23 protein-coding genes and 1 tRNA gene are annotated in these 26,291 nt (G+C 45.5%); 14 read left to right on the forward strand and 10 right to left on the reverse strand.

From position 1 onward, the window contains the following. Positions 1-921, forward strand: coding sequence for a murein hydrolase activator NlpD (gene nlpD / locus DPF93_RS13245; protein ID WP_114766616.1), 921 nt, complete (start codon positions 1-3; stop codon positions 919-921). Positions 922-996: 75 nt separating this feature from the next. Then, on the forward strand, positions 997-1,983 hold the full coding sequence (gene rpoS, locus DPF93_RS13250; protein WP_114766617.1) for an RNA polymerase sigma factor RpoS: 987 nt from the start codon (positions 997-999) through the stop codon (positions 1,981-1,983). Positions 1,984-2,078: 95 nt separating this feature from the next. Here the strand turns inward: rpoS and DPF93_RS13255 are convergent, their stop codons facing one another. Both DPF93_RS13255 and DPF93_RS13260 read right to left on the reverse strand, forming a co-directional pair. Further along, the gene (locus DPF93_RS13255; protein WP_114766618.1) at positions 2,079-3,353 is read right to left on the reverse strand and encodes an HlyC/CorC family transporter; all 1,275 of its coding nucleotides are present in this window, start codon (positions 3,351-3,353) and stop codon (positions 2,079-2,081) included. A 115-nt stretch (positions 3,354-3,468) separates the two neighbouring features. Then, entirely contained in the window at positions 3,469-4,263 is a 795-nt protein-coding gene (locus DPF93_RS13260; protein WP_114766619.1) for a cytochrome C assembly family protein, read from the reverse strand. A gap of 182 nt (positions 4,264-4,445) precedes the next feature. Between DPF93_RS13260 and ffh the strand changes: the two genes are divergently transcribed. The 5 genes from ffh (at position 4,446) to rplS (ending at position 8,028) form a co-directional block, all read left to right on the forward strand. Further along, entirely contained in the window at positions 4,446-5,828 is a 1,383-nt protein-coding gene (gene ffh / locus DPF93_RS13265) for a signal recognition particle protein (RefSeq protein ID WP_114766620.1), read from the forward strand. Positions 5,829-6,039: 211 nt separating this feature from the next. Beyond that, a complete protein-coding gene (gene rpsP, locus DPF93_RS13270; RefSeq protein WP_005593968.1) occupies positions 6,040-6,288 on the forward strand; it encodes a 30S ribosomal protein S16 in 249 nt (82 codons plus the stop codon). Positions 6,289-6,314: 26 nt separating this feature from the next. Beyond that, positions 6,315-6,863, forward strand: coding sequence for a ribosome maturation factor RimM (gene rimM / locus DPF93_RS13275; RefSeq protein ID WP_075649777.1), 549 nt, complete (start codon positions 6,315-6,317; stop codon positions 6,861-6,863). Between the two features lie 25 nt (positions 6,864-6,888). Then, positions 6,889-7,632 (forward strand): tRNA (guanosine(37)-N1)-methyltransferase TrmD, encoded by a 744-nt coding sequence (gene trmD / locus DPF93_RS13280; RefSeq protein WP_114766621.1) that lies wholly within the window; start codon positions 6,889-6,891, stop codon positions 7,630-7,632. Positions 7,633-7,674: 42 nt separating this feature from the next. After that, positions 7,675-8,028: a 50S ribosomal protein L19 gene (rplS, locus tag DPF93_RS13285; protein ID WP_038173824.1), complete on the forward strand. Its 354-nt coding sequence runs from the start codon at positions 7,675-7,677 to the stop codon at positions 8,026-8,028. Between the two features lie 365 nt (positions 8,029-8,393). On the opposite strand, the gene yacG is transcribed toward rplS, so the two are convergent. From yacG to mutS, 8 genes are all read right to left on the reverse strand, one after another. Continuing rightward, positions 8,394-8,588: a DNA gyrase inhibitor YacG gene (gene yacG, locus DPF93_RS13290; RefSeq protein ID WP_075706965.1), complete on the reverse strand. Its 195-nt coding sequence runs from the start codon at positions 8,586-8,588 to the stop codon at positions 8,394-8,396. 54 nt (positions 8,589-8,642) lie between these two features. Next, a complete protein-coding gene (zapD, locus tag DPF93_RS13295) occupies positions 8,643-9,383 on the reverse strand; it encodes a cell division protein ZapD (RefSeq protein WP_114766622.1) in 741 nt (246 codons plus the stop codon). A 33-nt stretch (positions 9,384-9,416) separates the two neighbouring features. Continuing rightward, the gene (gene coaE / locus DPF93_RS13300; RefSeq protein ID WP_114766623.1) at positions 9,417-10,025 is read right to left on the reverse strand and encodes a dephospho-CoA kinase; all 609 of its coding nucleotides are present in this window, start codon (positions 10,023-10,025) and stop codon (positions 9,417-9,419) included. 1 nt (position 10,026) lies between these two features. Further along, a complete protein-coding gene (locus DPF93_RS13305; RefSeq protein WP_114766624.1) occupies positions 10,027-10,896 on the reverse strand; it encodes a prepilin peptidase in 870 nt (289 codons plus the stop codon). 48 nt (positions 10,897-10,944) lie between these two features. Further along, positions 10,945-12,174, reverse strand: coding sequence for a type II secretion system F family protein (locus DPF93_RS13310; protein ID WP_341866796.1), 1,230 nt, complete (start codon positions 12,172-12,174; stop codon positions 10,945-10,947). Beyond that, the gene (gene pilB, locus DPF93_RS13315) at positions 12,164-13,852 is read right to left on the reverse strand and encodes a type IV-A pilus assembly ATPase PilB (RefSeq protein WP_114766625.1); all 1,689 of its coding nucleotides are present in this window, start codon (positions 13,850-13,852) and stop codon (positions 12,164-12,166) included. Before pilB ends, DPF93_RS13310 begins: the two co-directional genes overlap by 11 nt. Further along, on the reverse strand, positions 13,852-14,268 hold the full coding sequence (locus tag DPF93_RS21525; protein ID WP_114766626.1) for a pilin: 417 nt from the start codon (positions 14,266-14,268) through the stop codon (positions 13,852-13,854). The genes pilB and DPF93_RS21525 overlap by 1 nt, the downstream gene beginning before the upstream one ends. 224 nt (positions 14,269-14,492) lie before the next feature. After that, complete coding sequence (gene mutS / locus DPF93_RS13325) at positions 14,493-17,060, reverse strand: DNA mismatch repair protein MutS (protein WP_114766627.1); 2,568 nt, start codon at positions 17,058-17,060, stop codon at positions 14,493-14,495. An 84-nt stretch (positions 17,061-17,144) separates the two neighbouring features. Here mutS and pncC point away from each other — a divergent pair, with 84 nt between their 5' ends. From pncC to DPF93_RS13360, 7 genes are all read left to right on the forward strand, one after another. Continuing rightward, complete coding sequence (gene pncC, locus DPF93_RS13330; RefSeq protein ID WP_114766628.1) at positions 17,145-17,636, forward strand: nicotinamide-nucleotide amidase; 492 nt, start codon at positions 17,145-17,147, stop codon at positions 17,634-17,636. 190 nt (positions 17,637-17,826) lie between these two features. Continuing rightward, positions 17,827-18,867: a recombinase RecA gene (gene recA / locus DPF93_RS13335; protein ID WP_114766629.1), complete on the forward strand. Its 1,041-nt coding sequence runs from the start codon at positions 17,827-17,829 to the stop codon at positions 18,865-18,867. 1,195 nt (positions 18,868-20,062) lie between these two features. Beyond that, positions 20,063-21,454: a tyrosine phenol-lyase gene (locus DPF93_RS13340; RefSeq protein ID WP_114766630.1), complete on the forward strand. Its 1,392-nt coding sequence runs from the start codon at positions 20,063-20,065 to the stop codon at positions 21,452-21,454. A gap of 342 nt (positions 21,455-21,796) precedes the next feature. After that, positions 21,797-24,379, forward strand: coding sequence for an alanine--tRNA ligase (gene alaS, locus DPF93_RS13345; protein WP_114766631.1), 2,583 nt, complete (start codon positions 21,797-21,799; stop codon positions 24,377-24,379). A gap of 151 nt (positions 24,380-24,530) precedes the next feature. Continuing rightward, positions 24,531-25,718: an aspartate kinase gene (locus tag DPF93_RS13350; protein ID WP_114766632.1), complete on the forward strand. Its 1,188-nt coding sequence runs from the start codon at positions 24,531-24,533 to the stop codon at positions 25,716-25,718. A 93-nt stretch (positions 25,719-25,811) separates the two neighbouring features. Then, on the forward strand, positions 25,812-26,009 hold the full coding sequence (csrA, locus tag DPF93_RS13355; protein WP_004415691.1) for a carbon storage regulator CsrA: 198 nt from the start codon (positions 25,812-25,814) through the stop codon (positions 26,007-26,009). 184 nt (positions 26,010-26,193) lie between these two features. Further along, positions 26,194-26,286: transfer RNA gene (locus DPF93_RS13360), tRNA-Ser, on the forward strand. Positions 26,287-26,291 lie beyond the last annotated feature (5 nt).

A 26,291-nucleotide genomic window follows, 5' to 3' on the forward strand; every position in this document is an offset into this window, starting at 1 on the left:
ATGCGTATTAAATCTAATTCATTATTGATGTTTGCTCTGAGTAGCGCTCTGGTTGGATGCGCGGCTCATTCCCCTGCGCCAGTATCAAGTTTGAATAAGGATTATGATTCGATCTCGCGCGGCAGTTACCGTGGGAGTTATTACGAGGTAAAGAAGGGCGATACACTCTATTTTATTGCTTATGTCACAGATAAAGATGTAAACGAGATAGTTCGTTACAACCATTTGCAAGCACCATACACCATCTACCCGGGGCAAAAACTTAAGCTTTGGCAACCGGCTTATCGTCCGCCAGCGTATGCTGGCACAGGGGCGGCAGCATCCTCCGCTGCGACGGTTGCCGTGGCTTCAAGTGCAACCACAGCGAAAGCTACTTCTTCGAGTAAAAACTCAAATCAACAAGTTACGAAACAACCTGCTGCGAATAGTAAACCAGTGGCACAAAAAACTGCCGCAAAAGGGGTTGAACAATCGAAATCAAAGGAGTATGTTGAGACTAAAGGTAAACAAAATGTTAACAATGATGTCAATAATAATACATCAAACAACGTTAAAGTTACCAAGTGGTTATGGCCAACTAAAGGGAGAGTAATCAAGAACTTCTCGTCGGGAGACCAAGGGAACAAAGGTATCGATATTGCGGGTCAACGCGGTCAACCTATCGTATCTACAGCTGCCGGCACAGTTGTCTACTCGGGCAACGCTTTACGAGGTTATGGCAACCTCGTCATTATAAAACATAACGATAAATTCTTAAGCGCGTATGCGCACAACGACCAGTTGCTAGTAAAAGAAGGTCAAGGTGTTAAATCAGGCCAAAAAATCGCAACCATGGGCAGTTCAGGAACCAACAGTGTTCGCTTGCACTTTGAAATTCGCTATCAAGGTAAGTCAGTCAATCCAAAACGCTACTTACCATAAATTTTGCTAAGAGAGATTCATCAGGGACATTAGAGATGTAGTCAATGCCTTGCTAGCTCGCCAGGGGGAGGCGCTATGAGTATCAGCAACACAGCAGCAAAAGTAGAAGAGTTTGACGTTGAAAATATGGAAGGTTTCAACGCCGAATCACAAACCACAGAAAACAACACATCCACAGAGACTGACAATGCAAAGGAAGAGTTTGAAGTTTCGAGTAAGAATCTCGACGCTACCCAGCTTTACCTTGGCGAAATCGGTTTTTCACCACTGCTAACCGCAGAAGAAGAAGTGCTTTATGCTCGCCGCGCATTACGTGGTGACGAAGCAGCGCGTAAGCGCATGATAGAAAGTAACCTGCGTTTGGTGGTAAAAATCTCACGTCGCTATAGCAATCGTGGACTTGCGTTGCTCGACTTAATCGAAGAAGGCAACTTGGGGCTGATTCGTGCGGTGGAAAAATTCGACCCAGAAAGAGGTTTCCGCTTTTCTACCTACGCGACATGGTGGATTCGTCAAACCATTGAACGCGCTTTAATGAATCAAACACGTACGATTCGTCTACCAATTCATGTGGTTAAAGAGCTAAACATCTACCTGCGTACTGCTCGAGAGCTTTCTCAAAAGCTTGACCATGAGCCAACAGCAGAAGAGATTGCAACCCAACTTGATAAGCCAGTTGATGATGTCAGCAAGATGCTGCGTCTGAATGAGCGCATCAGTTCGGTGGATACACCAATTGGTGGTGATGGTGAGAAAGCGCTATTGGATATCATCCCAGATGTGAAACATTCAGATCCTGAAGTTTCTACCCAAGATGATGACATTAAGAGTTCGTTGATTAATTGGTTAGATGAACTTAACCCTAAGCAGAAAGAAGTTTTAGCGCGCCGTTTTGGATTGCTTGGGTACGAGCCATCAACACTGGAAGAAGTTGGTCGTGAAATCAACTTAACTCGTGAGCGAGTACGCCAGATCCAAGTTGAGGGATTACGTCGACTTCGAGAAATCTTGGTGAAGCAGGGATTGAGTATGGAAAACCTGTTTAGCGTTGAAGACGATTAATCAACCCTGATTAAATTGCAAAAGAAACGCCTTGGCTTGCCAAGGCGTTTTTGTTTCTGCTCGATAAGTGGAAAATAGCGAAAGCGGGTATCGAATTAACTGGCTTGCTTAAGTTTAGGAAACACTTTTACAAGCTTAATGCGGTTTTCTTCTAGCTCAACAATTTCCATCGGGTGACCAGAGATCTGCACACTCAAATGGCTTTCCGGAATATCTTCTAAGTGCTCGAGGATCAGACCATTTAATGTTCTTGGACCATCTGTTGGCAATTTCCATTTCAGTCCCTTGTTGATATCGCGAATATTGGCACTACCTTCAATGAGGAAACTGCCATCACCTTGCGGGACGATCTCTTCTGACAGGCTTGGTGCAATTGATGTGGTAAATTCACCGACAATCTCTTCCAAAATATCTTCTAAAGTGATCAAGCCAATAATGTCGCCATACTCATCCACAATCAGCCCGATGCGTTGTTTCTTGCGCTGAAATTTAAGCAGCTGCACATTGAGCGGAGTTCCTTCTGGGATAAAGTAAACCTCATCTGCTGCGCGCAGCAGTCGCTCTTTGGTGAATTCATTTTTTTCCAGCATCAAGCGATACGCTTCTCGCAGACGCAGCATTCCGACCGCTTCATCAATTTGGTCGCGATATAACACCACTCGACCATGAGGAGAGTGGGTTAACTGGCGTACGATTGATTTCCAATCATCGTTGATATCGATACCTGTGATCTCGTTGCGCGGCACCATGATGTCATTCACTGTGACATTTTCCAGATCAAGAATCGAGACCAACATATCTTGGTGGCGACGAGGAATAAGGCTACCTGCCTCATTAACTACGGTGCGTAGCTCTTCTGAGCTGAGATGGTCATCGTCACCATGGTTGGCTTTAATGCCGAGCAGGCGAATAAATCCGTTGGTAATAAAGTTCACTAAGATCACCAGCGGAGAGAGCACTTTCATAAGCAACGAAAGTAAGATACTGCTGGCGTAGGAGACGCGTTCTGGGTAGAGCGCCGCAAGAGTTTTGGGGGTAACTTCGGCAAAGACGAGAATGACTAGGGTTAGTACACCGGTTGCAATAGCAACACCGATGTCCCCATAAAGGCGCATACCAAGGATAGTAGCGATAGCCGAAGCGAGAATATTAACGAGGTTGTTACCGATTAGAATCAGACCGATTAAACGATCGGGTCGGTCGAGCAGCTTTTCTACTCTCCTTGCACCTTTATGACCACTGTTGGATAAGTGTTTTAACCGATAACGATTCAGAGCCATCATGCCGGTTTCTGAACCTGAGAAATAACCTGAAATTACAATGAGACACGCGAGTAGCGCAAATAAGATACCCGTTGATATGTCGTCCAAAACTTACCTGTTCCTTGCGATGTTTAGCTTAATTTATGACCTAACTGTAGGTGTAAGTCAATGATGGGATAGTGAAAACTCAGATATGAAAAAAGGTGCATCACTGCACCTTTTATTAATTGAGAATGATCTCACGCACAAAGCGACTGCCAAAGTAGGCAATGGTCAGTAGCGTGGCTCCGGCAATGGCAAACCAGGTGACTTTCTTACCTCGCCAGCCTTTTTGGTAATGACCCCAAATCAATACCGAGTAGATAATCCAAGCGACAAAAGAAAGAATCGCTTTATGTGCTTTGCCTTGGGCAAACATGTCATGCACAAAGGTAAAACCGGTCAGCAATGTTACGGTTAGTAGCAGGTTGCCGATGAGGATGATTTTAAACAGCTGGCGTTCAATGAGCATCAATGGTGGCACATTGGGGTTTATCGCCAGTGCTTTTTTCGCTTTCAAGCGGTTATCCAACCAAGCCAGCTGTAGGGCATACAGCGCACCAATGGTTAGGGTTGAATAAGAGAATAGCGCGAGCGAAATATGAATCAGCAACTTAGGGTCATTTTCAAAATGAGTAATATAGCTGCTTGGTAACAGAGTTGCCGCGAGTAAGTTAATTGCTGAGAAGCTGTAGACTACCGGTAAGATAAACCACAAGCGGGTTTTCAGCATCGCACCGCTCATCACCAGAGAAATAATAAAGCTAATTAAAGACGCCACATTAAGAATGCTGAGGTTTTGCCCCGATCCTGAAAGGATAAGATCAGCCAATGACCAAGCGTGAAACACCAAAGCAAGAATCGCACTCACCAAGACGGTTTTTGCGCGAATACCAGTTTGATGAACCAATCCTGGAATGATCGTGGCAATTGCCAAGATGTAGAGAATTGCTGCGCTGACAGCGACTAAGTTGTCCATTACTCTCGATTAAGCTGGTGGATTTTTAGCAAATTATACCCTGCATCAAGCTTTTGGGCTATGGGTGAGCAAGGAGGAATTGTGAGAGATGAGATATCAAATTCCATTCGACTAGTGCCAAGCAAGGGTTGGCTAAGGTATACTCATAGTAATTTATCGCCGAATTTAGCGAAGAGAACAAGATGTTTGAGAATTTAACGGATCGCCTATCCCGTACCCTGAAAAACATCAGTGGTAAAGGGCGTCTTACCGAAGACAATATTAAAGAAACCCTACGTGAAGTGCGTATGGCGTTACTTGAGGCAGACGTAGCACTGCCTGTTGTACGCGAATTTATTAACCGTGTGAAAGAGAGCGCGGTCGGTGTAGAGGTTTCGAAATCTCTTACACCTGGTCAAGAGTTCATTAAGATCGTTCAAGCAGAGCTTGAAGCGGTTATGGGTGAATCTAACGAAGCGCTTAATTTAGCGGCTCAACCACCTGCAGTTATTCTGATGGCGGGTCTACAAGGTGCGGGTAAAACCACCTCGGTAGGTAAGCTATCTAAGCTATTAAAAGAGCGTGACAAGAAGAAAGTTCTGGTTGTGTCTGCCGACGTTTACCGTCCAGCGGCAATCAAACAGCTAGAAACCTTGGCTACGGACATTGGCGTAGATTTCTTCCCATCGTCACCAGATCAAAAGCCGATTGATATTGCTAATGCAGCGATTGATCATGCGAAGAAGAAATTCTACGACGTATTGGTGGTCGATACCGCAGGTCGTTTAGCGGTTGATGAGCAGATGATGGCTGAGATCCAAGATCTGCACTCGGCAATCAATCCTGTTGAGACGCTGTTTGTTGTTGATGCAATGACAGGTCAAGATGCGGCGAACACGGCAAAGGCCTTTGGTGATGCACTACCGCTAACGGGTGTGATTCTAACTAAGGTCGATGGTGATGCTCGTGGTGGTGCGGCGCTTTCAGTTCGCCATATCACTGGCAAACCAATCAAATTCTTGGGTGTGGGCGAAAAGACCGATGCTCTAGAACCGTTCCATCCGGATCGCGTCGCGTCACGTATTCTTGGTATGGGTGACGTACTGTCACTTATCGAAGATCTACAACGTAATGTTGACCATGAAAAAGCAGAAAAGCTGGCGAAGAAGTTTAAAGAGAAGAAAGGTTTCGATCTAGAAGACTTCCGTGAACAGCTTGGTCAAATGCAAAACATGGGCGGCATGATGGGTATGCTAGACAAACTGCCAGGTATGTCTCAGCTACCAGCAGACGTGAAAGATAAAGTTGACGACAAGATGTTCAAGCAGATGGAAGCTATCATCAGCTCAATGACAATGAAAGAGCGTCAACGTCCTGAAATTATCAAAGGTTCACGTAAGAAGCGCATCGCAGCAGGTTCAGGCGTACAGGTACAAGACGTTAACCGCTTGCTGAAACAGTTCACCCAAATGCAGAAGATGATGAAGAAGATGCAAAAGGGTGGCATGAAAGGCATGATGCGTAACATGCAAGGCATGATGGGCGGCATGGGTGGTGGCGGTGGCTTCAACCCATTTGGTCGTTAATTAGCCATACCCAATTTAAGTTTCAAGGTGTTAGCTAGCTCACATACTTATTGTTCAATTTGTGGTGGTGAAAAAATAGCTAAAGACCTTGCATTGCTCCGGAATAAGAGTAAAATTCCGGAGCTTTATTTTGGCACGAGACCCCAAACTGTTTACTGATTTGAACGGTTATTGGGGTTAATTTTATTTTTGAGAAAGCAAAGAGGACGACATGGTAACCATTCGTTTGGCACGTCACGGCGCTAAAAAGCGTCCATTTTATCAAATCGTAGTTGCGGACAGCCGTAACGCATCAACTGGCCGTTTCATCGAGAAAGTTGGTTTCTTTAACCCAACTGCTCAAGGTCAAGAAGAAGGTCTACGTCTAGACCTAGACCGCGTTAACCACTGGGTTGGTCAAGGCGCGTCTCTATCTGACCGCGTTGCTAAGCTAGTTAAAGACGCTCAAAAAGCGGCTTAATTCTTACCAGAAGAAGAAATTAGCTTATGTCGATGAAAGGTAAAGAAACAGTGAGCAATGACAAGATTGTTGTAGGCAAGTTTGGTGCTACTTACGGCATTCGTGGTTGGCTCAAGGTTTTTTCCTACACAGACAATGCTGAAAACATCTTTGATTACAGCCCTTGGTTTTTAAACCAAAAAGGCGTGTGGGTTGAGTACAAAGTAGAGAGCTGGAAACGTCATGGCCAAGGTTATGTATGTAAGCTAGCAGGTCTGGATGTGCGCGAAGAAGCGCAACTTCTGACTAACTTTGAAATCGCTATTGACCCTGCGGTACTACCAGAATTGTCATCAGATGAATTCTATTGGCGTGAATTGTTTGGTATGCAAGTTGTGACCACTAAAGGTTACGATCTAGGTGTTGTTTCTGACATCCTAGAAACTGGCTCAAACGATGTTCTAGTAGTTAAAGCAAATCTAAAAGATGCTTTCGGGCAAAAGGAACGATTAATTCCGTTCCTTACAGAGCAAGTGATCATCAAAGTTGATCGCGAAGCTCAACGGATCGAAGTTGACTGGGATCCTGGATTCTAACTCCCTGTAACGGAGCGATTGAACAATGTGGGTTGGCGTAATTAGCCTGTTTCCTGAAATGTTCCGCAGCGTTACTGATTTCGGAGTAACAGGTCAAGCGGTAAAGAAAGGTCTACTGTCTATTGAGACATGGAATCCTCGTGATTTCACTCATGACAAACATCGCACTGTCGATGATAGACCCTACGGTGGTGGTCCAGGTATGTTAATGATGGTGCAGCCTTTGCGCGACGCTATCCATACTGCCAAACAAGCCTCACCGGGTAAGACGAAAGTGATTTACCTATCGCCTCAAGGTCGCAAGCTCGACCAAAAAGGGGTTGAAGAGCTGGCAACAAACGAGAACTTGCTTCTAATTTGTGGTCGCTATGAAGGGGTAGATGAGCGCATCATCCAATCCGAAGTTGACGAAGAATGGTCAATTGGTGATTTTGTGATGACCGGGGGAGAAATCCCAGCCATGACGTTAATTGACTCAGTTTCAAGGTTTATTCCTGGAGTACTTGGAGACTTTGCGTCAGCAGAAGAAGATTCTTTTGCTAATGGCTTGTTAGATTGCCCTCACTATACGCGCCCTGAAGTGTTGGATGGCAAAGAAGTACCTGCGGTACTGATGTCAGGCAACCATAAGGACATTCGTCGCTGGCGATTACAGCAATCGCTAGGTCGCACATGGCTAAGAAGACCAGAGCTCCTGGAAAACCTAGCTCTGACTGACGAACAGGAACAATTACTGGCTGAATTCATTAAAGAACATCAGTTTCAGTAACCTAATTTAATTAGTATCAGTTTATTCTAGGAATTTATTAAAATGAGTAACATCATCAAGGCTCTTGAAGAAGAGCAAATGAAATCAGGCCTACCTAAATTTGCACCAGGTGACACTGTTGTAGTTCAAGTTAAGGTAAAAGAAGGTGAACGTGAGCGTCTACAGGCTTTCGAAGGCGTTGTAATCGCAATCCGTAACCGTGGTCTACACTCAGCATTCACTGTACGTAAGATCTCTAACGGTGAAGGTGTTGAGCGTACGTTCCAAACACACTCTCCTATCGTTGATAGCATTGAAGTTAAACGCCGCGGTGCAGTACGTCGTGCCAAACTGTACTACCTACGTGAGCGTTCTGGTAAGTCAGCTCGTATCAAAGAGAAACTTGCTAAGAAGTAATGCTATAACTAGCGTTCTCATAGTATTAGCGGAGACCAATTGGTCTCCGCTTTTTTATTTGCTTTTCTGCAAATAAAAAGAGGGAACGCGCAGCGTTTCACTTGCTGCGCTTCGAGAATCGGGAATGCTTCGCTTACGGAATGGGGAGCGCTTGGCTAAAGCCGCGCTGCGGGAGGAGAGCTTCTAAAATCTCGTTTCTAAATTCTCAAATCTAATCTCTACGTTCTCATTTCTCAGCCATAAAAAAAGCCGATGTATTCACATCAGCTTTCTATAAAATAATCCGTAATCTGTGAGCGAAGCGTTCCGTAGTTTACGTTCCCGCATCCGTAGTGAAGATCGAAAGCTTCACGTTCCCGCTTCTATCAGTACTGATCTTCCGACCAACCGTCACTGTCAGACATATCCGGTGCGCCAGCAATACTGTTTTCTTCATCTGCCCATTCTCCAAAATCAATCATTTGGCATTTCTTGCTACAGAAAGGGCGGAAAGGGCTTTCTTCGCCCCAAATAACTTCCGTGCCACATTGCGGGCAGGCTACTTTGGTAATTTTACTCATAACAAATGTCATTCAACAGATTAGTTAGTCGCAGTATAGCGGTAAGTGGCGCGCTTAGCAGCAAACCGCTAGCTTGAACTCTACATCACCCGTATATGCTTGACCGGTCTTGAACTCAATAAACTTAATCGCAAAGCGGTTTTTGTGTCCGGAAATCATTGGGTACACGCTATAGTGCATCGGAATATTGAGGCGCAGAATGTTGGCTTCTTCAGCATCACTTTGGAAGAAGGCATTGTGTGCAACCAGAGGTTGGAAATGCCCGGTCTCACGGGTTAGGCGCAACCAGAGTTTGAGCGCGTTAGATAGAGAGCTTAATGTCTCCATCCAATTGCGTGCATCTTGCTGCTTGTTTTCGCTTGGCAAATGTAGCCAGTGGTGTAGAGCAGGAAGGTCAAAACAGCACGAACCGCCCGGCAGGTTGAAGCGCTGACGAATGGCACTTAAAAAGCGGTCCTGTTTGAGGCTTTGTCCAAATCTTTCTGCGCTCATTAATTCACTGTGTGCTTGGTCGACTTCGCGGAGGATGCTTTGTAGCATTTCCTGATCGACGCCTTCGACATTCAGCCAAGTGCGATAGGTAAGACGCTGCTTTTCAATATCCTTCGCCAGCTCACTCTTGAGTTGGATTTGCTCAAAAATTTCCAGCAGATCAAACAGACCACGGAAGAAGTTTAGGTGTTGCAGATCATCGCTAAATCTCGAAGAGACATCGAGCTGATGTAGCAAAGCCTCTACACGAAGATAGATTCTGGTTTTCTCATTCAGCGGATGTTCGAAATATTGCGTGGTCATTAAGCGGCGCCCTGAAAATTTGTAGCTTTATTCTCACAGATTTGCCCTGCACATTTCTAGGTACTTTTTATGTAATTCTGTGATTTGGGGCAAAAGTTGTTGGTTTTGTGAATGGTTTTTAATCACGTCGTTAGCAATTGCCAAACGTTGTTCGCGACTGGCTTGCGATCGCAGTATCGATTCGGCTTGTTGACGCGAGACGCCATCACGATTCATGGTACGTTCGATTTGCAATTCTTCATCGACGTCGACCACCAACACGCGGTCTGCCAACTGTTGTAAATTGTTCTCGACCATGAGTGGGATCACCAGTAGAGCATATTCTGAACTAACTTGCGCTAACTGTTGCTGCATATTGCGACGGATCATCGGATGTAGCAGCCCATCTAGCCATTGCTTCTCCTCTGGTTGGGAGAAAATAATCTCACGCAGCGCAGAGCGATTTAAATTACCATCAGCTTGCAAGATGGTTTGCCCATAGCGTGCGGTAATGGCATCTAAGCCTTCACTACCAGGCTCAACCACTTCTCGCGCTACCACATCGGCATCGACAATCTCAATCGCAAACTGATCGCGAAAAATATTTGCCACAGTAGTTTTGCCACTGGCAATACCGCCAGTTAATCCAATCACGAGTGCCATATTAGGCTCCTAACAGAAAACGATAGTAGTGGTTAAGAATGTCGTTGCCCCAAAGCATAGCGACCCAACCAGCGATTGCGAGGTAAGGACCAAATGGGAAAGCCATATCAATGCCTTTTTTCTGCATTCTCAATTGAATAATGCCAAACACCAAACCCACTAAGGATGAGAGTAAAATGACCATTGGGAGATATTGCCAACCAAGCCAAGCACCAAGTGCGGCCAAGAGTTTAAAATCGCCATAGCCCATGCCTTCTTTACCGGTCAGCAGTTTAAATGCCCAGTAGACACTCCATAAACAGAGGTATCCAGCCATTGCGCCGATCACTGCATCTTGTAAGTTAACCGGGCTGATCTCGAACAGTGATAACGCTAAACCTGCCCACATTAGCGGTAACGTGAGTTGGTCTGGTAGCAGCATTGTATCGAGGTCGATAAAGGTGGCAGCAATCAGAACAAATGTGAAAAACAGCAGCGCCACGGCAAAGTAACTAAAGCTAAATTGCAATGAAACCAATAAACATAGGCTAGCCGTCAGCAGTTCAATCAATGGGTAGCGTGCACTAATCTTGGTATTACATTGGCGACACTTCCCACCAAGTAATAACCAACTTAACAGCGGAATATTGTCGATTGCACGGATTAGTGTGTGACAACTTGGGCAGGTTGAGCGCGGAACACTGAGGTTGTAAGTGCTGCTATCGATGTCGAGTTGACACTCGGGGAAGCTGTCATTGCACTCTTTACGCCACTCTCTCTCCATCATGATTGGAAGACGGTGAATGACTACATTAAGAAAACTACCAACAATTAAGCCAAAGATGGTGGCTAACAATGGAAACAGCCACGGGTAGTAAAGAAATACAGCCATAAAGAACTCGATTTATGCGTCAGATAGAGAGGAAGTTAAGGCGCTATCTTAGCCTATAACATTCATTAAGTTAAAGATGGGTAAATAGATCGCTAAGACTAATCCGCCAACAATTGCGCTAAGTAATACAATTATTGCGGGTTCCAGTAACTTACCTAGCTTATCGATTCGATCATCGACTTCAGTTTGATAGTAAACCGCGAGGCGGCTGAGCATTTCGTCTAACCGTCCTGACTCTTCACCAATCATCACCAGTTGTAACACCATTTCAGGAAAAAGCGCTGTTTGTCTCATTGCTAGATACAATGGCATTCCAGCACTGGTATCGCGATAGATAGCTTGTAATGCGCGCTGGCAATAGGGTGGGTAATGGGCATTGGTGGCATTATTCAAACACTGTAAGAGCGGAATACCAGAACTGAAACTGGTGGCGAGTGTAGCAGTGAAGCGTACAAAGAAAGTTTCTCTCACCACTATTCCGATTAGCGGCAGGTGAAACATCACAGTGCTTAAAAGAATCCGTAGTCGAGGTGAAAAGCGGCGTAGCCCAACTACCGCAATGACAGTCGTTAATATGCTGAGCAGCAAGAGAATACCATGCGTTTGGATAAACAATGACAGGGCCAGGACTTGTTGCGTAAACCAAGGGAGCTCGCTACCAAAGCTTGCAAACATGCTGTCAAATTGGGGAATGACCACTATCAACATTAACGCACTGATCAGCAAAGCCACGAGCAATACGATGCTAGGATAGATCGCCGCTTTACTCATCTTGCTTTTCAAGCGTTGAGCTTTTTCTTTATGGCTGGCTAAACGGTCAAATGCCTGAGCAATGTTGCCCGATGCCTCGCCGCTGGCGACAAGGTCGATATACAGTTCATCAAAATGCCCCACCGCAGCGAAAGCCTGCTTTAAAGGTGCGCCTGATTCGATTTGGTGCGCAAGGTTGGTGAGCAGGGCGCGCATACTGACTTTACTCTGGTTATCTTTAACTAGCATCAGTGCCTGCATAATCGAAATGCCAGTTGCCAACATGGTGGCTAATTGGCGCGTCAGCAAGGTGATATCTTGTGTTGATATCTGTTCAAGTGACAAGCGAAGCCTTGAGACTGGCTTACTGTAAACCTTGGTAAGATGAATTTTTTGCAAGCGCAACTGGCGTCTGACTTCGCTGTGGTGACTGGCTAATATTTTACCCTGACAGGGTTTTCCTCGATGGTTGATACCGTGCCAGTAGAAGTACATCAGCGTTGGCGAGTGGTTAGCATTATGCTTCAAAACCAAGCACTCGCTCTAACTCACTGAGACTGGTTTCTCCAGCCAATAACTTTTCCTTGCCGGACTCGAGCAAAGGAGTGGTTCCATTGTCGATGGCGAGCGCTTGTAACTGCTCGGTATCAAGCTGCGTCTGTTGAGAGATTAATGATTTAAGCGGCTGGTTTACCTCAATCACTTCAAATAAGCCAATACGCCCTAAGTAGCCTTGATTACAGTGGTCGCATCCAGAACTTGCTTGGTAGACCGGCGCGTCTTCGCGTAGCGTAAAACGTTGGCGCTGTGTTAACGAAGGGAGCGCGCTTTGTTTGCACAGTGGACATAAGCGGCGAATTAAACGCTGGGCGATAACCAAGCTAAGCGATGCCGCGAGATTATAGGGTTTGATGCCCATATTTTGTAACCGAACCAAGGTTTCGACCGCTGAGTTGGTATGCAGAGTCGAGAGGACTAAATGTCCGGTTTGCGCCGCTCTTATCGCGATCTCTGCCGTTTCCAGATCGCGGATTTCGCCTACCATGATGACATCGGGATCTTGGCGCAAAAAAGCACGCAATGCCTGAGCGAAAGTGAAATCAATTTTCGGCTGTACTTGAACTTGGTTTATGCCGGGAATATTAATTTCAATTGGATCTTCTGCGGTCGCGATATTGATGTGCGGAGCGTTTATGTACCCAAGCCCTGCGTAGAGAGAGACAGTTTTACCACTGCCCGTTGGTCCTGTGACTAGAATCAATCCTTGCGGCTTTTTTAATGTGTTTTGATACAGCAAGCTTTGCTGAGAATTGAAGCCCAGTTGTGCGATAGCCAATTGCGTTGCACCACTCTCAAGTAAGCGAACCACCACTTTTTCACCCCACAGTGTCGGTAAGGTTGCAACACGCATATCGATAGAGTGACCATTAGTAAGTTTGAGCTTGGCTCGACCATCTTGGGGCAGACGACGTTCGGCGATATCGAGATTCGCCAATATTTTTACTCGAGTTGATAAGCGCCTTGCTAGTTGAACCGGTGGTGTGTGGGCTTCAAGCAATAAACCATCGCACCGAAAGCGAATGCGGAAGGTATCTTCATAAGGTTCAAAGTGAATGTCAGAGGCGCCTTTGTTGATCGCATCAAGTAACACCTGATGGATATAACGGCTAATAGGTGCATGCTCTTGGCTAACTTCTTGAGACTGGCTCAACTCTTCGCTTGAAAGTTGAACCAATTGTTCGAGATCCGCATCCGCAAGCTGTTGATGGTTTTGGTTTATTGCCGCGTTATTTCGTCCATAGAGAGAGTCCACGGCTTGCTTGATTTCTTCAACTTCACACACCACCAATTGAATATTAAGCCCACTGGCAAAACGAAATTCCCGTATCAGCTCTTCTTTACTTGGGTCAAAGACGGCTAAGGTCAGCTGTGAGGCGCTTCTCTCTATCGGAATGGCTTGATAGCGCACGATAAGATCTTGCAAGTTTAGTTGCTGGCAAAGTGCTTGATAAGCGAAGTCATGTAGCGTGACTTTCTTTAGGTAAAATAACTGTGCCAGTAAGTTTGCTAGGTTGTGTGCATCCATGATGCGTCGCGAGATCAATTGCTCGACGATGGAGGCATCGCTTAGTTCACTCAGTTCGGCTGCCTGCTTGGCAGATAAGCAGTGTTCTCGCACTAGAAGATCGAGTAAACAGACGTTCATTAGAGATACCGCCCGCATTGGCTGGCATCATCAGTGACTGCCCAACTGATTGCGCCATCGCTTGAGACACTCGGCTGCAGAGTAAATGAGTTAGTCGTGGTCGTGTCTTGATCGCAATCCACTTCGGGATTTAGCACAATTTTACCACTTTCAACCGTTGAGATACGAGAATGAGCAGCAGGAACGCCGAGCGATCCGCCATCGCAGTCAGAAAAGCTACCTTGCTCGATATAACAAAGTGCCACTGCCGTTTTGTAGCGACTCGCTTCGGCAAGACTAGCAATGACGTTCGCTTTGACGGAATAGTCTTGATATATCGGCACGCCAATGGTGGTTAACACGGCGATGATCGCAACAACGACCATTAGCTCAATCAGAGAAAAGCCGGATGAGAAGCCACTTGATGGAGTATGCATAACAATCGCCAATCGCTGTTTGGGTAAAGCTCATTAGCATAATGGGCAGTGGCTAGAGTAGGGCGGTAAAGGTGATGGTTTTCGAGCTTGCTGTCATCAATAACAACTTTGCTTGCATCTTGAATGTGCAGATTGTTTGAGCTTTCTCGGCAGTTATCATACTCAATAAAAAGAGCTGCGGTGTAGGCAGCTCTTTTAAGTTTTCACTCACTTGTCTCAGATGACTAGAGTAGTTTTTTCAAACGGTATAACTCTTCCAATGCTTGGCGCGGCGTGAGCTCATCAGGATCAATATTGGCTAATGCTTCTTCAACTTCACTTGGCTCAGGGATCAAGCTTAGTTGATTAGCGATATCAACGGCTGTGCTGCGCGGTGCGTTACTTTCTGTGGCTAGGCTAAGCTGCTCAAGCTGAGTCAGTTTTGCTCGTGCTTGCTTGATCACGGTTTTTGGTACACCGGCAAGACCGGCTACCGCAAGACCATAAGATTTACTCGCTGCGCCCTCTTGCACTGCGTGCATAAAGGCAATGCTGTCACCATGCTCTACTGCGTCTAAGTGCACGTTCGCTAGATGATCAATTTGGCTAGGCAGTTCGGTTAGCTCAAAGTAGTGAGTGGCGAATAGCGTTAATGCGCCAATCTGTTTTGCTAACCATTCGGCACTTGCCCAAGCCAGCGACAGACCATCATAGGTGCTGGTACCGCGACCAATCTCATCCATCAGCACTAGGCTGCGCTCGGTGGCGTTGTGCAGAATATTGGCAGTTTCTGTCATCTCAACCATAAAGGTTGAGCGACCAGAAGCTAAATCGTCCGATGCGCCGATACGAGTAAAGATGCGATCGATAGAGCCGATATGCGCCGCCTCTGCCGGAACATAAGAACCAATGTGTGCCATTAGGGCAATCAACGCGGTTTGACGCATGTAGGTCGATTTACCGCCCATGTTCGGACCGGTGATAATCAACATTTTACGCTGCGCATTGAGCTCAATTGGGTTAGCAATAAAAGGCTCATCCATGACTTGCTCAACCACAGGGTGGCGACCAGCTTGAATCGAAATACCTGGCTCTTGGCTTAGGGTTGGGCGACAGTAATCTAGGCTATCGGCACGCTCGGCTAAGTTTTGCAACACGTCTAACTGCGATACTGCGGAGGCAAGATTTTGCATCTGCTCTAGATGCGGTAACAACAAATCGAACAGTTCTTCCCACAGTTTCTTCTCGACTGAAAGCGCTTTAGATTTTGAGTTAAGCACTTTGTCTTCGTGTTCTTTTAGCTCAGGAATAATGTAGCGCTCGGCATTTTTTAATGTTTGACGACGGACATAGTGCGCTGGCACTAAGTGGCTTTGTCCGCGGCTCACTTGAATAAAGAAGCCATGCACGGCGTTATAACCGACTTTAAGGGTGTCGATATCGTGGCGCTCGCGCTCTTCACGCTCCAGTTTTTCTAAATACTCAGTGGCGCCATCGGCAAGGTTACGCCATTCATCAAGCTCAGCGTTGTAGCCAGAAGCAATCACACCACCTTCACGAATAACTACTGGCGGGTTTTCTTTGATCGCGCGCTCAAGGAGATCGCACACATACTCAATTGGTGCGGCGTATTGTGCTAACTTAGCGAGGTAAGGGTGGTTAAGCGATGATAATACATCCGCCAGTTCAGGCAGTTGCTGCATCGCATGGCGCAGACGTGCCAAATCTCGCGGGCGTGCTGAACGCAGTGCTAAGCGCGCCAAAATACGTTCGATATCACCAATCTGTTTCAGAACAGGCTGTAAGTCGCAGAACACGCTTTGCTCTTTAATATCGGTAATCGCATCTAGGCGTTGGTTTAGCGTATCAATACAGCGCATTGGTTGATGCAACCAGCGTTTGAGCATTCGGCTACCCATAGGCGTTGCCGTTTTATCTAACACGTCCGCTAGGGTGTTATCCAAGCCGCCAGCAAGGTTTTGGGTAATTTCTAGGTTGCGACGAGTCGCTGCATCCAAAATCACCGAGTGATCTTGGCGATCAAACGTCAGTGAGCGGATATGCGGTAGCGCGGTACGTTGAGTATCTTTGACATATTGAATCAAGCAGCCCGCTGCACATAGCCCGAGTTTGGCATGTTCGACACCAAAACCAACTAGGTCACGGGTGCCAAATTGCTGATTGAGTTGTTGCTTAGCGGTGTCAATTTCGAACTCCCATACCGGGCGACGACGATTGCCGCTGCGCGAAGACATCAGATGCACTGGCTCGAAATCTTCTGGAAATAGCAGTTCGCGCGGTGAAGTGCGTTGCAGCTCAGCTGCCATCGCTTCTTCGCTTTCTGGTTCAGTCAGTTGGAAACGACCGGACGTAATATCTAATGTGGCGTAGCCGAACTTACCATTGTGGTGGTAAATCGCCGCAATCAGGTTATCAACGCGTTCAGACAGCAGTGCTTCGTCGGTCACCGTACCTGGCGTTACAATACGCACTACTTTACGTTCAACCGGACCTTTGCTGGTGGCAGGGTCACCAATTTGCTCACAGATCGCGACCGATTCACCCAGTTGAACTAGCTTGGCTAAGTAGCCTTCTACCGCGTGGTAAGGCACACCCGCCATCGGGATTGGTTCGCCAGCTGATGAGCCGCGTTTCGTTAATGAGATATCGAGCAGTTGTGAAGCGCGTTTCGCGTCATCATAAAAAAGTTCATAGAAGTCACCCATACGATAAAACAGCAAGATATCAGGGTTTTCAGCTTTTAACTTTAGATACTGCTGCATCATTGGAGTGTGTTTTTGTTCGGCTTTCACGGCTAACTTCTTTCGTTTATGACAATTGCGGCTTAGGATACGTGAATCGATAACGGGCGAAAAGTCACATTGAGGTTTTTGAACATGGAATCACAGCAAATATTGAGCATTGAGCTTGGTAAGTTATTGCAGCAACACCAACAGGTTCTCGCCACAGCAGAATCCTGCACTGGCGGAGGGGTGTCTGCGGCAGTAACCGATATTGCGGGCAGTTCTGCATGGTTTGACCGCGCATTCGTTACTTACAGTAATGAAGCTAAGATGGCGATGTTAGAAGTTCAAGCTAACACTCTAGATATACATGGTGCCGTGAGCGAGCCGACCGTGGTTGAAATGGTAAAAGGCGCGCTAAAAAATTCCAATGCGACGATTGCGGTTTCGATTAGTGGCATTGCGGGTCCTGGCGGTGGCAGTGATGAAAAACCGGTGGGTACAGTATGCTTTGGTTTTGCCGATCAGGAAGGTTGGTTGAAGGTAAATACAGAGCATTTTTCTGGTGATAGAGCAGAGGTGCGATCGCAAGCGGTTGAGTTTGCACTTAAAACCCTGTGTGACTATTTGGGTGAGAGATCATAGTTTCACTGTTTGAGGTTTAAAATCCTTGCCAGATCAGTACTCTATCGAGCGAGTGCAAAAAAAATCCATACAGGTATGGACACTGTATGAATCAACAGTATAATGACACTCATAAATTGTTCAGCTCATACTGGACAGCACCAATCAGATTTTATATTCATCAGCCATGGTGGATAGTTTGGAGAAAGTGATGGACGAGAATAAACAGAAAGCCCTCGCCGCTGCGCTAGGTCAAATTGAAAAGCAATTCGGTAAAGGCTCTATTATGCGCCTTGGCGACAACCGCACAATGGATGTAGAAACCATTTCAACTGGTTCACTTTCTCTAGATATCGCACTCGGTGCTGGTGGTCTACCAATGGGTCGTATCGTAGAAATCTACGGTCCAGAATCTTCAGGTAAAACAACCCTAACTCTTGAGCTGATTGCCGCTGCGCAACGTGAAGGTAAAACTTGTGCCTTTATCGATGCTGAGCACGCACTTGATCCTATCTATGCGAAGAAACTAGGCGTTGATATTGATGCGCTATTGGTTTCTCAGCCAGATACCGGTGAGCAAGCGCTAGAAATCTGTGATGCATTAGCACGTTCAGGCGCAATTGACGTTCTAGTGGTTGACTCGGTTGCGGCACTAACACCAAAAGCTGAAATTGAAGGCGAGATGGGCGATAGCCACATGGGTCTTCAAGCGCGTATGCTATCGCAAGCAATGCGTAAGCTAACGGGTAACCTCAAGCAGTCTAACTGTATGTGTATCTTCATTAACCAAATTCGTATGAAGATTGGTGTAATGTTTGGTAACCCAGAAACTACAACGGGCGGTAACGCACTGAAGTTCTACGCATCTGTTCGTCTTGATATCCGTCGTACTGGTTCTATTAAAGAAGGCGATGAAGTGGTGGGTAACGAAACCCGCATTAAAGTTGTGAAGAACAAGATTGCAGCGCCATTCAAGCAAGCTGATACCCAGATCCTGTACGGTCAAGGCTTTAACCGCGAAGGTGAACTGATCGACCTAGGCGTGAAGCACAAGCTAGTAGAGAAAGCGGGTGCATGGTACAGCTACAACGGCGATAAGATTGGTCAAGGTAAAGCAAACGCTTGTAAGTTCCTGAAAGAAAACCCAGAAGCGGCGCAAACCATCGACAGCAAGCTACGTGAAATGTTGCTATCACCAGCTCAACCAGAAGAGCCTGAAACCGGTGAAATGCCACAAGAAGAAGAGTTTTAATCTCTCTTTGCTCACTGAACTAAATTGAATCCATAGCCAAGCCTCGCATCATGCGGGGCTTTGTTTTATCTTGTCTCTTTCCTCTCTTTCCTCTCTTTCCTCTCTTTCCTCTTTTCTATCTTCTCGCTTTTCGCTTCTATGGCAACGCTATCGCTTCTTGGATGACTGACAGGAAGAACAAGTCTCTTTAGGCTGCTTACCATAGCCAAATACTTTGCATGGCAGCGTGATGTATTGCTTCATTGCTTATGTCACCGCCTACGCTATGGAAAGGGGTTTAGCGTAGTGCTCTCGCTAGCTGCACGTTTAGGTTTGTTTAACAGTGAGTATGCTCCAGCCAAGATGAAGAGTTTGAAAGCACTTTTTATATGCAATTTGGTTTGATTGATAAGTTGCAGCTTGGTGATAAATAGTTCTTAGGTCGACTGGCTATTTAAATGTGATCTAGAGCAACCTAAATATAAGGCTATAAATAATATAGATTGGATTATTAAATGGTGATTTAAATAAAATTCGCCGATTTATATCTTTTTCATTAATTAATTCAAGTTGGATGTTTATTGATCGACATTAATTTAATTGACACAGATATTAATTGTGATCTCTTGGTTTTTTATTAATTATTTTTGTTTAATTAATAAATAAATGCCCCATTATTTTTAACAAAAAAACAGTGAATTCTTATGATAAATTTAAGCTTAATTTATAAATGAGATCTACTTCAAGTTTGATTTGATGATATTTTGGACTGACCTCGCCAAAGCAACCAATATTTTGCGCTTTTTTGGCACTTTTTATGCCCGGCAAACATTAAAAACTCTCGGTTTTGTTGTTATTGGTGTGTAAAAATAGGCTTTATTTGCATCGTTTTGGCACCGAAAAGAGAGTGTGTAAATTATTTCGTACAGTTAAATGTACGTATTAAAGTGTTAACTGACTCTCATAATGGCTGGTGGCTAACAAATTCGATAGTTACATACAATACCGATCCATCAAATAAATTAAAAAAACAACGTCTATAATATCTTGTTTTGGCAATAAAGTTGCCGTTTAGTTTTTTATACGAAAGCTCCAATTTATACCGCTTGAACAGCTATTCCCTTAGTCCGGAAAAAACATTCTAATGGCTTCGAAGTTTGGGGATACACCCAATTAAATAAAGAATATGACCATTTAATTAAATTGGAGTAAGAAAATGGAAAAACGTTACCCTGCTGAACCGTTTCGCATTAAAACTATCGAAAACGTTTCAATGATTGGTCGCGAAGAGCGTGCTGAAAAAATGAAAGAAGCTGGTTACAACACGTTTCTTCTAAACAGTGCTGATGTTTACATCGACCTACTAACTGACTCAGGCACATCTGCAATGTCTGACAAGCAGTGGGCTGCTCTAATGACTGGTGACGAAGCATACGCTGGTTCTAAAGATTTCTACAAACTAGAAGAAGCTGTTCAACGTCTATACGGTTTCCCATACCTAATTCCTACTCACCAAGGTCGCGGTGCTGAGAACATCCTTTCTCAAATCGCAATTCCTAAAGATAAAGGTCAACAATGGGTTCTTGGTAACATGTACTTCACAACTACACGTTTCCACCAAGAGCACAACGGTGCAAAATTCATCGACATCATCCGCGATGAAGCACACGATGCAGCACTAGATGTACCATTCAAAGGCAACATCGACCTAGACAAACTACAATCTGCTATCGCTGAGAAAGGCGCAGAAAACATTGCTTACGTATGTCTAGCAATCACTGTAAACCTAGCAGGTGGTCAGCCAGTATCTATGGCTAACATGCGTGCAGTAAGCGAAATCTGTAAAGCTAACGGCATCAAAGTATTCTACGATGCAACTCGCTGTGCAGAAAACGCATACTACATCAAAGAGCAGGAAGAAGGTTACGCAGACAAGACTATCAAAGAGATCGTTCTTGAGCAGTTCTCTTACGCAGACGGCGCAACAATGTCTTCTAAGAAAGACGGTCTTGCAAACATCGGTGGTTTCCTAGCGCTACGCGACGAGCACCTATTCGAAGAATCTAAAGAACTAGTAGTAGTATACGAAGGTATGCCTTCATACGGCGGTCTAGCTGGTCGTGACATGGCAGCTCTAGCTGTTGGTCTAGAAGAAGCTCTAGAGTTCCCATACCTTGACCACCGTATCAAGCAAATCCGTTACCTAGGTGACAAGCTACGTGCAGCTGGCGTTCCAATGATTGAACCAATCGGTGGTCACGCAGTATTCGTTGACGCACGTCGCTTCCTACCACACTTAGAGCAAGATCAGTGTCCAGCGCAAACTCTAGCTGCGTCTGTATACATCGAGACAGGTGTACGTACAATGGAACGTGGTATCGTATCTGCTGGTCGTAACCGTGAGACTGGTGACCACCACCGTCCAGCTCTAGAAACAATTCGTCTAACTATTCCACGTCGTGTTTACACTTACGCACACATGGATGCAGTAGCTGAAGGTATCATCGAGCTATACAAAAACCGCGATCAAATCAAAGGTCTTAAGTTTGTATACGAGCCTAAGCAACTACGCTTCTTCACTTCTCGTTTCGAGTACATTGAAGGTTAATAGTTAGCTGTTAGCTGAGTTACTAAGCCCCCTAATTTAGGGGGCTTTTTTGTATTTGGTCTACGATAGACCTAAAGCTCTATTTGTTGACAAGGTTGTCGAAATTTCGGCTAAGGCAGTGCCCGTAGAAACGAGGTAAATCAAGCTAAATGCACACTATTGTCCTTGATTGATAACCGTTATTTTTGCGAGCTGGCTTAAAGTGGGCACAAAGTGGTGTTTAGCTGGTGTTGCAGACTGGCGAAACCGTGCATCTTCGGGCGACTTGGGTATAGCATCTAGCACACGCTTATGTGTACAATACAGCAAAATTCTATCTCGACTATTTTCAGGAAGAGCTGCATGTACATGAGCACAGATGAGGTTCGTAACGCGTTCCTCAAGTTCTTTGAAAGCAAAGGACACCAAATCGTAGAAAGTTCATCGTTAGTACCGCATAACGACCCAACCCTGCTTTTCACTAACGCAGGTATGAACCAATTTAAAGATTGTTTCTTAGGTTTAGAAAAACGCGCCTACACACGAGCAACTACGGCCCAACGCTGTGTACGTGCTGGCGGTAAACACAACGACCTAGAAAACGTAGGCTTTACTGCACGTCACCACACATTCTTTGAAATGCTAGGTAACTTCAGCTTCGGTGATTACTTCAAAGAAGACGCGATTGCTTACGCATGGGAATTCCTGACTGAAACGCTACAACTACCAAAAGACCGTCTACTAGTAACGGTATACGAGACGGATGACGAAGCGTTTGATATCTGGAACCAAAAAATTGGTATCCCAGCTGATCGCATCGTACGTATCGGTGATAAAGAAGGCGGCAAAGCTTACGAGTCAGACAACTTCTGGCAAATGGGCGACACTGGTCCTTGTGGTCCTTGTACTGAAATCTTCTACGATCACGGTGAACACATTTGGGGCGGTCGTCCTGGTTCTCCTGAAGAAGACGGTGACCGTTTTATCGAGATCTGGAACAACGTATTCATGCAGTTCAACCGTCACGCAGACGGCACAATGGAACCACTTCCAAAGCCATCTGTTGATACGGGTATGGGTATCGAGCGTATTTCTGCAATCATGCAAGGCGTTCACTCAAACTACGAAATCGACGTATTCCAAACGCTAATTAAAGCAGCGGCTGAAGTGACAGGTTGTGAAGACCTATCTAACCAGTCTCTACGTGTAATTGCTGACCACATCCGTTCATGTTCATTCCTAATCGTTGATGGCGTTATGCCTTCAAACGAAGGTCGTGGTTACGTTCTACGTCGTATTATCCGTCGTGCAGTTCGTCACGGTAACAAAGTCGGTGCTCAAGGAGCATTCTTCCACAAGTTGGTTGGCGTATTGGCAGAGATCATGGGTACAGCAGGCGAAGAACTAAAACGTCAACAAGCGGTTGTTGAAAAAGTTCTACGCATCGAAGAAGAGAACTTCGGACGTACTCTTGAACGTGGCATGACAATTCTAAACGAAGCTTTAGATAACCTAGATGGTAAAGTGCTAGACGGTGAAACCGTATTTAAACTTTACGACACTTACGGCTTCCCAGCTGACCTTACCAACGACGTAGCGCGTGAGCGTGATTTTGCGATCGACGAAGAAGGTTTTGAGAAAGCGATGGAAGAGCAGCGTCAACGTGCTCGTGAAGCTGGTCAATTCGGTACTGACTACAATGCTGCTATCAAAACTGACGCACAAACTGAGTTCTGCGGTTACGCAGGTACAGAAGGTTCAAGTGTAGTCGCAGCAATGTTTGTTGAAGGCAACGAAGTTGAATCTCTATCAGCAGGTGATAAGGCAATCCTTATCCTTGAAGAAACCCCATTCTACGCTGAGTCAGGCGGTCAATGTGGTGATGCTGGTGTGATCAAAACTGAATCAGGTCTATTCAAAGTAGAAGATACACAGAAACTGGGTAATGCGATTGCACACCACGGTGAGTTGACTGAAGGCGTGATCGCGAAAGGCGATAAAGCGCAAACTCTCGTTGATGCAGTGCGCCGCGCAGCAATCACATTGAACCACTCTGCAACGCACCTGTTACACGCAGCACTACGTAAAGTATTGGGTGAGCATGTAACGCAGAAAGGCTCTCTAGTGAAAGCTGAAAACCTACGTTTTGACTTCTCTCACCTAGAAGGTGTGACAGCTGCCGAGCTAAAAGAAGTTGAGCGTCTAGTGAACGCGCAAATTCGTCGTAACCACAACATCGAAACCAATATCATGGATATTGAATCGGCTAAGCACAAAGGTGCGATGGCACTATTCGGTGAGAAATACGATGATGAAGTACGTGTGCTATCAATGGGTGATTTCTCAACTGAGCTATGTGGTGGTATCCACGCGTCTAACACTGGTGACATCGGTCTATTCAAGATCACGTCAGAAGGTGGTATTGCAGCAGGCATCCGTCGTATTGAAGCGGTAACCGGCGAAGCAGCACTAGATGCAATCGAAGCGCAGCAAGACAAGTTCGAAGCGAAGCTTTCTGAAGCAGCGAACAAAGCGAAAGCGCTAGAGAAAGAAATTCAGCAACTGAAAGACAAGCTAGCCTCACAAGCGAGTGCGAGCCTAACTAGCCAAGTGAAAGAAATCGCAGGCGTTAAGGTCTTGGTTGCTCAACTAGACGGCGCAGACAACAAAGCACTTCGTGGCATGGTTGATGAGCTGAAAAACCAATTAGGTAGCGGCATTATCATGCTAGGCAACGTGGCTGATGACAAAGTTGGTCTAATTGCTGGCGTAACCAAAGACTTGGTTGGCAAAGTAAAAGCAGGCGAACTGGTTAATATGGTTGCTCAGCAAGTTGGCGGTAAAGGCGGCGGTCGTCCGGATATGGCGCAAGCAGGTGGTACTGATGCATCAGCACTTCCGAGCGCATTAGAGTCAGTAGAAGCTTGGATTGCCGAGCGTCTATAAGACCTAATTAAACCTTACACACGCTCAATCATTTATGGTTGAGCGTTCTTTTTTGTAGCAACCAGATGGATTATCACTTCTGGTTGATGTTTTATCCGCTCGTTTACGCGAGTGGCACAATGAGACTTTGGTCTTGGGCAGGTGAAGACTGGTGAAAAAGCCTCTTATCGTGCAGAAATTTGGCGGTACTTCGGTGGGTTCAATTGAACGAATCCATCAAGTTGCAGAGCACATCATCAACGCAAAAAATGCAGGTAATCAAGTCGTCGTTGTTGTTTCAGCAATGTCGGGTGAAACCAATCGATTATTGGATCTCGCCAAGCAAATCGATAGTGTACCTGATGCTCGTGAGCTGGATGTACTGCTGTCTGCGGGCGAACAAGTTTCAATGGCTTTGTTGGCGATTACGCTTAACAAAATGGGCTATACAGCACGTTCGTTAACGGGAACTCAGGCGAAGATTGTCACTGATGAACAGTACAACGATGCGACGATAAAGCACATTGATGTTCAACCAATCATAGAGTTACTGGCGCAAGACCAAATTGTTATTGTAGCTGGCTTTCAGGGCATAACTGAAAGTGGCGATATTACTACCTTAGGTCGAGGTGGCTCAGATACATCTGCGGTTGCGCTTGCTGGCGCTTTACAAGCCGATGAGTGTCAGATTTTTACCGATGTTGATGGGGTTTACTCTTGTGATCCTCGTATCGTTAAAGATGCGCACAAGTTGGAAGTGATTGATTTTCCGACCATGGAAGCGATGGCAAGACACGGAGCCAAAGTCTTGCATCTGCCTTCTGTGCTGCATGCATGGAAAAATCAAGTTCCGTTACGAGTGTTGTCGACATTTGATGTTAATCAGGGTAGCTTGGTCAAAGGAGATGAATGTACACTTCCTGTCTGTGGTTTAGCTATCCAGCGTGATATGTGCTTGATTAAGGCTGAAAAGGAGACTCTTGCGTTATTGCAAAAACAGAGTCGCCTGCTTGGTATTGCAATTTGGGATGTGATTGAGCACCCAGAATGGCTTGCCGTTGTTGTCAAGCAAGATGCGTACTCTAAACTAGAGTTGGTTTTACAGGGAAAAGTGGCGGATTGTCTTCCTATTAGCTTGTTGACCGCCGTGGGCGCCAATACTGCCGAACTCGCGACTTTATCGCAACAGTTACTGGTTGATAATGATATCGTGACAATTCACCAAAAATTTGATGAACAGTCATTTACGATTGCATTATGCCCAGAGAGCGTAGATAGTGCGGCAAATTTATGGCACCAAGCGTATATAACGCCCAACAAAGCACACGATTGCCTACAGAAACATGCCTTCTTGAACTAGATTCGAACAAGAATAGAGTTTACGAAAATATAACTTTTGTTGGATAATAGCTTTGTAGCAAGAAATTTTAAGAGATTACTCAAGGAGCACAGAATGCTAATTTTAACTCGCCGTGTTGGTGAAACTCTAATGATTGGTGATGAAGTCACTGTAACTGTACTGGGTGTAAAAGGTAACCAAGTACGCATCGGTGTTAATGCTCCGAAAGAAGTGTCTGTTCATCGCGAAGAAATCTACATGCGCATTCAGGCAGAAAAAGGTAATGGTAACGTTGCATCAGGCAACTACTAATTGCTAAGAAAAAGCTGGCACATTGTCAGCTTTTTTTGTGGGCGCATAATGGCAAATCTCTCAAAAAAGCATGAATAAACACCGCTTTGGTTAAATAGGCAACGGTTGAAAGGGTTTTTGTCAAATTTGCCAAGAAAGTAATTGACTTATTTTCGGTAAATCGTAATATGTGCCTCCGCAAGACGGTGAGGTGGCCGAGAGGCTGAAGGCGCTCCCCTGCTAAGGGAGTATACGGCTTGATACCGTATCGAGGGTTCGAATCCCTCCTTCACCGCCATTCTT

It is taken from the genome of Vibrio rhodolitus (assembly GCF_003350325.1).
Lineage (GTDB): Bacteria > Pseudomonadota > Gammaproteobacteria > Enterobacterales > Vibrionaceae > Vibrio > Vibrio rhodolitus.